The organism is Rhodopirellula maiorica SM1, from assembly GCF_000346295.1.
GTDB lineage: Bacteria > Planctomycetota > Planctomycetia > Pirellulales > Pirellulaceae > Novipirellula > Novipirellula maiorica.
Genome location: NZ_ANOG01000487.1, coordinates 1 through 3036, shown reverse-complemented (window position 1 = coordinate 3036; position 3036 = coordinate 1). Strand labels below are relative to the sequence as shown.

At 53.1% G+C, this 3036-nt stretch carries 2 protein-coding genes; both read right to left on the bottom strand.

Translation table 11 applies throughout. The annotated features are described in order from the left end of the window. Positions 1 to 1318, bottom strand: a 1318-nt coding sequence (locus tag RMSM_RS15285) for an NACHT domain-containing protein (RefSeq protein ID WP_144057669.1), incomplete at its 3' end; no start/stop codon positions are given. A 655-nt stretch (positions 1319 to 1973) separates the two neighbouring features. After that, the gene (locus tag RMSM_RS15280) at positions 1974 to 2861 is read right to left on the bottom strand and encodes a ThiF family adenylyltransferase (RefSeq protein ID WP_160168298.1); all 888 of its coding nucleotides are present in this window, start codon (positions 2859 to 2861) and stop codon (positions 1974 to 1976) included. Positions 2862 to 3036 lie beyond the last annotated feature (175 nt).

The window sequence follows — 3036 nt, the reverse complement described above, 5'->3', positions numbered from 1 at the left end:
TTCGTGCACCTTCGCCTGAAAGGCCTTCGCGAATCGCCCGATACTCTCTTAGAAAATCTAGCACAATTGAATTTGCGTGATCGCCCTTCGATGTGGTCGCGTCATAGTTAAACAAATCACCTATTAGAGGTCGCATTCCCGCTTCATTCAAATCTGATTCGGACCAATCAAGACGATTGAGATACCCGGAACGCCGCAACAGATTCGGCCAGGCCAAATACATCAATTCCGTCGGTCGACTAAGGTTCTGTGTGCGTTCGAACAGTCTTTCGATTAACACAAGCCATCGCTTTGAACCCGTTCCATCTTGGTTGCCGTTGAAGACGGCTACTGGCATGGCAGAAAGAAACTTCCAACATTCGTGCAGTGCTTCATGCCGAGATGAACCCGACTCAATTGCAAAAACCTTACACTGCCTTTGCAAAAACCAGTCACTTTCACGACTTCCAAAATCTAAACACTTGTGTTTTTTAGTTGGGCTGCAGCGAACCATCCATAGTGCCGCGAAGAAGTCACGAAGGGTAGCGTTACGCCAACGTGGTGACTCGTCTTCGTAGGAGAGAAATCCAAACTGCAGGTGGTTCAGATTGAGTTCGCGAATCTGGTCTAGTTTTCGATCAGCAGTTTCGAAGTCGTCATCAGCCCATGATGGATGCACCCACGCAAGCCGCTGATGGACCCGATGCCAGAAGGATTGAACCATTCCGGGTGGAACCTCACGAACGGGCTGTTCGGTAACGATTTTATTGCCCTGTTTTCTTGCCTCATTTGGATCGGGGATGTCTGCATCAAAGCAAGGATCGAAGCCCCACATCTGCATGGTGATTGCAATGGCGGACAGCATATCGAGAATCTCACGAACCTTTAACCGTGTTTGTGCCTGCCGTGACGGCTTCTTGCGATCGAGCGTCAAACCTTGGTAGATGCTGTGCCAGTAAACATCCGCACCTGAGCGCAATGTGTCAAAGATTGATAACGGCAATGAGCGTAACTCGTCCATCATGCGGGGATTGATGTTCACCTCGGCTCCCAATCGTGCTATCTGGTTAGCCCGATGTGGGCCGAGGAATCTCTTCCGCTGTTTCCCTGTGAACATTCCTGCCAACCAGAAGTCCCACTCGGAGGTCTTTCCATCCGGTTCTGCAAAGAGCGATTCCCAAAAACGTTGGTTGATTGCATGGGGGCGTCCGGCCACGACACAGTGCATGCGTGGGTAGTCTCTCAACAATTGGCGAAGAGCTTTCACCTTGCTTGGCATCGCCTCTTGTCGCCTTTGGGCTAGATCTGGATCCGATGTTTCTTCGCCCGCTTCGTCCAAGCCGTCGACGATCAATGTCAACTTCCCGAGGCGTGCTAGGCTCTTTAGCCAATCGCGGACTTCTTCGGTAACGTTTTCTGCCTCGCTATTCCTGCGATGGATTCTATTTTGCGTTGCAGAATTTAGACGCGTTAGAACTGAACCAACGAGCAACGGGAAATTAACGTACGGTGCAGGGGCGTCAAAAAAAGATTGTGCTGTGGTTGGAAGCTCGGAGAACTCTTTTCGAATGACGATGTGGCCCGGATGGACCAGTGGCCGGACTTGCTCGATTTGTTCCAGTGCGCACGTCTTGCCTTCTCCTCCCGATGCCGTGAAGCAAAGCAACTGGCGTTTGCTGCTTTTCGGTAGTTCACATAGCGAAGCGAATCGAGGCTCTGGGACCAGTTCCCATTGCGATCGCTCTCTCCCTGTCTGAGACCCAGCGATAGACCCCATCGATTCGGCAGACCACTTGTCATCGCCGTCACCCATCCCTTGTTCGGGTAGGTGTCCAATCTGCAACAGGCTCCGAACGTTCTCTCGGTCCCACGGCTGAACTTTTAAGCGGAACAATTGTTGATCGTGAATAAACGGTCGGTGCAACATAGATAAAACCGCTCAATGATATGAAAGACGGAGTGGAATGGTCGATTGAACCCGACAGCGAACCGATTCATGAAATCTCATGACAAATCGCACACTGCGGGTCTCCCTTTGTCGCACCCGCAAGAGATTGCAGTTCGCCGGGCGTGCTCCATTGCAGTCTGTGCCAGTACGATGTGTCTAGTTTACCGCCCAGGAAGTCGTAGAGAAGCTGCTGGGCGACGCCGACGGCCATGTGGTTGATTGAGGTCAGCGAGCCGATTCGGCCACCAGATTTCCAAGCGACATCACCGCCCCATGGATTTAACGCGGAGTCATTGGCTTCGAGACCGCCGACGCAGGCCAAGCAGGCCCCCGGAAGCATCAGCCGTATGTCGGCCTGGATCTGGCTTGCAGATTGATCGCCCAAGTCACCGTCAACGATTCGGGTGACTAAGGTTCCGATATCGAGATGAACTTTCAACAGTTGGGCGCACAATGCCGCGACATGACGGCGGCAAGCGTCGTTGTCGACGCACGTGACGACGATATCGCATTGCCGAAAGCGAGACAGCATTGCTTCGTCATCAACTGTTGCCTCGAAGCCGGTAATTTGGGCATCCGGTCGAATCGCTCCCAGGTGACGAGCGATCACGTGCGACTTGGGTTTGCCGAGATCTCCGGGCAAGTTGCCAAAGGTTGCGTCACGGTTGTGTTCTTCCAGGTGGTCGGGGTCGATGACGCGTCGGAGACCACCGCGAATCATGGTGTCTAACCACATGCTTCCGAGCCTTCCGGCCCCCACGACCAACTGTTCCGCATGTCGAAACGCCGCAAACGTTTCGCTCCCGAGTGCACCAATCGTTCGACTGAAGCCATTCGTTGTGTCATCGCTCAGTGGTTTTGGGTTTGCTTGACGCTCGAAGGTCTGCAAGCCCTCACCGACTAGCCGTATTCGGTGAGCCGTCTTCCGTTTCACCGGACATCGCCACAGTACCAGCAACAAACTCTTTGAACACCCGAATCATGCCTGAAAAAATCCCGGGGGTTCGGGGGCTGGCCCCTGAGCAGTCTGGATGCAGCATCTAACACCAAAAGAAAAGTTGTCTCACAGTCGTTGACACATTCCGTCCTGCTTGCGTTTCGTCCATCGA